Here is a 541-nt window from a genome sequence, read left to right as displayed (position 1 = left end):
AAAATCGTAACTCTAGAAATTAACCTAGAACCTTCAGATAACCGCCGACTTGCTAGCCTGTGCGGTCCATTCGACGACAACATCAAGCATTTAGAACGCCGTCTAGGCGTTGAAATCAACCATCGTAGTGACCATTTTACCATTGTTGGTAAGCCTCACACCTCAGCGGCTGCGCTGGACATTCTAAAAACGCTTTATGTAGATACTGCGCCTGTGCGTGGCGAGATCCCAGATATCGAACCAGAACAAATTCATCTGGCGATCAAAGAATCTGGCGTATTAGAACAAAATACCGAATCAAGTATTGCGCACGGTAAAGAAGTGTTCGTAAAAACCAAAAAAGGCGTCATTAAACCGCGCACACCAAACCAAGCTCAATACTTGGTCAATATGGTTACGCACGACATCTCTTTTGGTATTGGTCCTGCAGGTACAGGTAAGACTTACCTTGCCGTTGCAGCAGCAGTTGATGCACTAGAACGCCAAGAAATTCGTCGCATTCTTTTGACACGTCCGGCGGTAGAAGCGGGTGAAAAACTGG

The 541-nt window shown here is 46.0% G+C and carries 1 protein-coding gene; it reads left to right on the top strand.

Annotation, left to right across the window (positions count from 1 at the left end):
• Positions 1-541 (top strand): PhoH family protein (locus R7Z77_RS28005; RefSeq protein ID WP_318137387.1); only part of this gene is annotated, 541 nt, incomplete at both ends.

This window comes from Vibrio sp. 1401 (genome assembly GCF_033340295.1).
This window is presented reverse-complemented; position numbering and strand designations above follow the sequence as displayed.